We start from the raw sequence: 6,012 nt of genomic DNA, 5'->3' as shown, positions 1-6,012 counted from the left end.
CATGATTTTCTCAATACGGTGCAACGCAATTTGTTCGTCTTGCAAAATACGTTGAATCAAGCCAAACACCGTGTCTTCAGCGAAACCAATTAAACCTTCAAACATCCTGGCTTTACTTGGAAAATGTCTATAAAGAGCCGCTTCAGACACGCCTAAACTCGCTGCGAGCTTAGCGGTTGTGATACGTTCTCCGGGACGCTGTTCTAGTTCTGATGCAAGCGCTTCCAGAATATCCTGACGTCGTGAACGTTTTGTTTCAGCTCTACTCGTTTGCACAGCCTCGCTCATCGACCACCTCCACGAATCAAAGTCCCTACCCCTTCATCAGTAAACATTTCTAGTAAAACAGCATGCTGAACACGCCCATCAATGATATGTGCAGTCGTCACACCCGACTGAACAGCGTCTAGTGCACAGCCTATTTTGGGGAGCATACCACCATATATGACCCCTTCGTCAATTAACTCATTGACTTGCTTAGCATTTAATCCAGTTAATAATTCACCATCAGCATCTAATAGTCCGGCAGTGTTAGTGAGTAGAATTAACTTCTCAGCTTGAAGGACTTCTGCAATCTTTCCTGCCACCAAATCAGCATTGATGTTGTATGACTCACCATCTTTACCAACACCAACTGGCGCGATGACGGGAATGAAATCACTGTGTATCAGCATATCAATCACGCTGGTATCAATGCTCGCGACTTTACCGACATGACCTAAGTCGATTAATTCTGATGGTTTGATATCAGGCGACCCGGTTATCTGCAGTTTCTCCGCAAAAATTAAACTGCCATCCTTACCTGTTAAGCCCACAGCTCTGCCACCGTGATTATTGATTAAGTTAACTATACTTTTGTTAACTTGACCGCCCAACACCATTTCTACGATATCCATGGTTTCACGGTCAGTAACGCGCATACCATTCACAAATTCACTTTGCTTACCAACCCGCTGTAGTAACTCACCGATTTGCGGGCCTCCACCATGAACAATGACCGGATTAATCCCTACTGCTTTGAGTAACACCACATCTCTGGCAAAATTGTTTTTTAGGGCTTCATCGACCATGGCATTACCACCATATTTGATGACCAGTGTTTTGCCAGAAAACCGCTGAATGTAAGGCAAAGCTTCAGTTAATACCTGAGCGATATGGGTAGCACGTTGTGTGTTTAAACTCATTCTTATTAGTCTTAATTAAATTATAGTTTTAATGTCAGAGTGGGTTTCACTTGCTGCATTTGCTCCACAAACAACTGTTTGATTCTTTCTAACTCAACATCATTTGTGGCTTCAAAACGTAATGTCAACGCAGGCAATGTATTTGAAATACGCACTAATCCCCAGCCATCAGCATAATCCACACGAATACCATCAACCGTCGAAACGTCACCACCATCTGCATTGAAATTGCTTATGAGCGTCGTCATAAACCGTTTGGCTTCTGGGTAAGGCATGTTCACCATAATTTCAGGTGTTGATACACGTTGACTAATTTCAGAGAACAACTGGGTAGGTGTTCGTGACATCGGATCGGCGGCTAATAACTCGATTAACCTTGCTGCGGCATATGTCGCATCATCAAATCCATACCAGCGGTCATTAAAGAAGAAATGTCCGCTCATTTCAGCAGCCAGCGCGGCATTATACTGTCGCATTTTATTTTTGATAATAGAATGTCCAGATGGCACCATCATTGGCTCACCACCCGCAAAGCGTATCACGCCCTCAAGCAAACTCGTACTTTTTACATCATAGAGTATCGTAGCCCCTGGCGACTTTTCCAGAACATCCCTTGAAAACAAGATCATAAGTTGATCCGGCCAGATTATATTGCCTTGCGTATCGACCACACCAAGGCGATCACCATCTCCATCCACGGCAATACCCAGCTCTGCTCCTGTAGATTTCACTTCAGAGATGAGTGATTTTAAGTTTTCTGGTTCGCCTGGATTAGGGTGATGATTAGGGAACCGGCCATCAACTTCACAGTATAACTCAATGACATGGCAGCCTATTTCTTTGAGCACTTTAGGTAATACTTTACCTGCAACACCATTGCCACAGTCCACTACCACTTTAATTTTGCGCTCAGGTTTTACCTCAGTTTTTATTCTTTGAATATAGGCATCTGTCACATCCGTTGCACTGATGTTGCCTCGTCCTATTTCAAATGCACCCGTTTTAATACGGCGGTATAAGGCGTGAACTTCATCACCTTCAAGCGTTTTTCCGGCGATAACTAGTTTTATTCCATTGTAATTAGCAGGATTGTGACTGCCTGTGATCATCGCGCCAGAATGCGTATTTAAATGCTCACATGCGAAATAGACCACAGGTGTGGGCACCTGCCCAAGATCAACCACATGACAACCTGTATTGGTAACACCGCGCATGAATGCTTTAGCTAAAGGTTGACTGCTTAAACGTCCATCATGACCAACAACTAACTCGGACACGCCTTGCGCCAACATTTGACTGCCCACAGCGCGACCAATCAATGTCATCACGGGAACAGTTAACTGCTCACCCACAATACCTCTAATGTCATACGCTCTGAATATGCCTTCATCAGGCATATTCTGTGCTGACGGTGGATTCAACTCCAGTTTCTTTTCTGGTGTTAACTGACTTTGCTGAGTATCTTCATGGAAGCTTTCTTTTGCTTCCTCGGGGCCCTCATCGACTTCTAATTCAAAATTAATAGTTGGCTCAGGTGACGTTTCTTTTTCGTCTAAAGAGTCGGGTTCAATGAAGATAGAAGAATCACTCTTGTCCGTCTTTTCTTCTTCATCATTTAATTCGAGCTCAAGAACATCAGAACGGTTGTCAACGGTTTCATCAAGACGATTAGATTTGAATTCATCAGTCACCATCTCATCATCTATTTGCTGAGGGGATGTCATCTCAGCATCTTTGTTCTCGTATGGTTGGTCATAATCAATAACGTCATGATTGCTAGGCTCATTATCAGTAATTAACGACGTCTCTGTTTCAGCACTTAAGTCTGCTTCTGTTGCCTCATCATCTATGACAAAAACGCTGTTTGGTTCATCCACGGGGACGGGACGTTTCTTTTCTGGAATCGCCAATTGTTGAATAAACTCTCGAACGCCATAAAACTCCTGGAAAATCAGTGGGTATTTTGGTTTGAGTTTGACGTCTTGTAGATCATGAAGCTGCTCTTCCAGCGTATCGGCATCTGATCGTAATAATTTTTTCTGCCACCATTCTCGCACCCACCATATCAGTGCAATTAATAGCATCACGGGTAGAAATATCATCCATAGCGATACACTAGTTGCAAGCGGTGCGGCCCAGAGTTTCACTTGCCAGTATGAATTGGATATTGGCTGACTCACAACAGGATCGGCATGTTTGTATTGACTGTTGCCGAGCGTTGTCAAAATGCCCAGTGACATATCGCCCTGAGTAATTTCAACATACGCATCAGGAAGCAGTCCTGGATTAATCATTTGGATATCGACAGGCTCAAGCGCAACAGCCACCGCCGCATACTGTTGCTCATCATCAAGAGGTACTTTCGCCGCCAGTAAAATATGATCTGCCTGGCCATCCTGCATGATCATAGCGACATCAGCCTGCGCTTGTGTGTTCAGTTGTCGCAAGCTTTTTAACGAAGCATAGGTAATGGGCAGGCAAGCTTCACGTGTAGGCGACTCATACTCTTGTGTGATTAAACAGACGGCCTTGGCTGTTGGAAAAAAAGTGTTCGCCACTGTCTTCCAGTCGTCAATTTCGAAGATATTCTTAGTTTTTGCCAATTGCTTGGTTTCGTCTAACTCAGCCAGCCTCAGCGTTTGTTGCTGCCAAGCTGTAATTTGTTGCTGATAACTCGCAACAACCGCATCGATAATCTGTTGGTTATGTTGGCGCTCAGTACTTTCTTGTGCTGTGTTAGCCTTTTTATCAGCGAACAGGACGGCAATGCATAGCAATACGAGCACGGACAATAACAACATACTACTAACGAGCTTGCTTCCCAGCGCTATCGCGAGCTTATCCTTCATCGCCATGCCCATCCCCTTTGCTTACTTTTACTGACGACCGGTATGGCCAAACCCACCCGTTCCGCGCTCCGATGAACTGAATTCATCAACTTGCTCAAATCCTACCTGCACGACAGGCACAAATACCATTTGTGCAATCCGTTCACCTACACTGATCTCAAAACTATCGCTACCGCGATTCCAGCAGGAAACAAACACTTGCCCTTGATAGTCACTATCAATCAGTCCAACCAGATTGCCTAAAACAATACCGTGTTTATGACCTAGCCCGGAACGTGGCAATAACACAGCCGCCAGACTGGCATCATCAATATGAATAGCCAGGCCTGTGGGAATTAACACTGTTTCGCCTGGAGCAAGAGTGACAGACTCATCAAGACAGGCACGCAGATCTAAACCGGCCGAACCTGATGTTGCATAGTCGGGCAGTGCAATCGTGTCGCCAAGGCGAGGGTCAAGAATTTTTAATTGAATTTTTTGCATAGAATCTTTTTATTATTAATGTCATCAGTTCTCGCGCCAACTGAGTTTTAGGCATCAGTGGCAATGTTTGTTCACCATCATTCCATATCACATGCAAAGCATTGTCATCGACAGCAAACCCCTGTTTTTGTCCAACCCAATTCGCTGCGATCATATCGAGCTTTTTACGTTCTAATTTCGACTGTGCATATTCCACCAGGTTTTGTGTTTCTGCAGCAAAGCCAACAACAAATGATGGCCTATTGTGGCTTGTCGTTACAGCCGACACAATATCTTTTGTTGGCTGGAGTTCTATTTGTAACGGCTGTTTTTCTGTTTTTTTGATTTTTTCTTGCTCAAACAGTTTAGGTCGGTAATCAGCCACTGCGGCACAGCTAATGAAAATATCACATGATTCCAAGCTGGCATCAACTGCATTTGCCATTTGTTCCGTCGTTTCCACATCAATCCGTTTCACGCCTGTGGGCGTTGTCAGACTGACCGGGCCGCTAATCAGCGTCACGTTTGCACCTGATTCTCTCGCCGCCTGAGCTAAAGCAAAGCCCATTTTCCCCGAACTTCTGTTACCAATAAATCTAACAGGATCTATCGGTTCGTAGGTCGGGCCAGCTGTAATCATGACGTGTTTGTCTATTAACTGGCCTGGCACCATCAACCGACTTAATTCCTCAATAATAGCCAAAGGCTCGAGCAATCTACCTTCTCCCTGTTCGCCGCAAGCCTGGTCGCCACTAGCAGGACCAATCACATGAATGCCGCGATGCCGCAGCAAGCTGAGATTGCTCTGTGTGGCAGTGTTGGACCACATTTTATTATTCATGGCCGGGGCGACAGCAATTGGCGCTTCAGTTGCCAGGCAAACAGCACTCAGTAAGTCGTCAGCACGACCGGCAACCAGCCTCGACAGGCAGTCAGCGGTTGCCGGGGCAATCACTATCCAATCTGCCCAACGAGCTAAGGCAATATGTCCCATTGCGGACTCTTCATCAGCGTCCAACAAGGTCATCGCTACAGGATGCCCACTCAATGTCTGCAATGTCAGTGGTGTAATAAATTCGGCCGCGCCATGTGTCATGACGACACGCACTTCAGCACCAAACTCTTTCAATCGACGAATTAAATCTGCGGCTTTATATGCAGCAATACTTCCTGTAACGGCGACAACAATTTGTTTGTTTTTTATGGATGAAACATTGCTCATTCGCCATCTTTCCTCATCGCAAGTTCACGCAATGTTAAATCGCCTAAGACCTCGGCTTGAGCATCACCAATGTCTTTAAGTAATTTGTTCACATCTTTATCCATCATACCTTTGACATGATAGGCACTGTTCTCTTCGGCAGTGCGTAAACAGTTCAATAATGCTGCTACCTTGATTGTTGCCACATCACGCGAGGGCACATAACGTGTTTCATCACCAGCAATTTCAATAAGAAACCCGCCTTTTTCAAGACTGGTGAGTAAATCCTGAACAGCATTATTCGTCAGTCCGGTTT

At 45.0% G+C, this 6,012-nt stretch carries 5 protein-coding genes and 1 pseudogene; all 6 read right to left on the bottom strand.

Translation table 11 applies throughout. The annotated features are described in order from the left end of the window. A partial coding sequence (gene slmA, locus B4K20_RS16600) for a nucleoid occlusion factor SlmA (protein ID WP_349678810.1) occupies positions 1-276 on the bottom strand: 276 nt, incomplete at its 3' end. A gap of 8 nt (positions 277-284) precedes the next feature. Beyond that, positions 285-1,184, bottom strand: coding sequence for an acetylglutamate kinase (argB, locus tag B4K20_RS16595; RefSeq protein WP_289283771.1), 900 nt, complete (start codon positions 1,182-1,184; stop codon positions 285-287). A 20-nt stretch (positions 1,185-1,204) separates the two neighbouring features. Further along, a complete protein-coding gene (locus B4K20_RS16590; RefSeq protein ID WP_289283770.1) occupies positions 1,205-4,039 on the bottom strand; it encodes a phosphomannomutase/phosphoglucomutase in 2,835 nt (944 codons plus the stop codon). Between the two features lie 21 nt (positions 4,040-4,060). Then, complete coding sequence (dut, locus tag B4K20_RS16585) at positions 4,061-4,516, bottom strand: dUTP diphosphatase (protein ID WP_286305640.1); 456 nt, start codon at positions 4,514-4,516, stop codon at positions 4,061-4,063. Beyond that, a complete protein-coding gene (coaBC, locus tag B4K20_RS16580) occupies positions 4,488-5,717 on the bottom strand; it encodes a bifunctional phosphopantothenoylcysteine decarboxylase/phosphopantothenate--cysteine ligase CoaBC (protein ID WP_289283769.1) in 1,230 nt (409 codons plus the stop codon). Before coaBC ends, dut begins: the two co-directional genes overlap by 29 nt. Further along, positions 5,714-6,012, bottom strand: a pseudogene (locus B4K20_RS16575) (ribonuclease BN); the annotation flags it as partial. The pseudogene B4K20_RS16575 and the gene coaBC, both read right to left, overlap by 4 nt.

The sequence above is a fragment of the Methylophaga sp. UBA5088 genome (genome assembly GCF_002414625.1).
GTDB classification, from domain to species: domain Bacteria; phylum Pseudomonadota; class Gammaproteobacteria; order Nitrosococcales; family Methylophagaceae; genus Methylophaga; species Methylophaga marina.
This window is presented reverse-complemented; position numbering and strand designations above follow the sequence as displayed.

Excerpts from the sequence above, each read along its gene's own strand:
- B4K20_RS16590 (WP_289283770.1), bottom strand. The coding sequence starts at position 4,039 with ATGGCGATGAAGGATAAGCTCGCGATAGCGCTGGGAAGCAAGCTCGTT.
- argB (WP_289283771.1), bottom strand. The coding sequence starts at position 1,184 with ATGAGTTTAAACACACAACGTGCTACCCATATCGCTCAGGTATTAACT.
- dut (WP_286305640.1), bottom strand. The coding sequence starts at position 4,516 with ATGCAAAAAATTCAATTAAAAATTCTTGACCCTCGCCTTGGCGACACG.
- coaBC (WP_289283769.1), bottom strand. The coding sequence starts at position 5,717 with ATGAGCAATGTTTCATCCATAAAAAACAAACAAATTGTTGTCGCCGTT.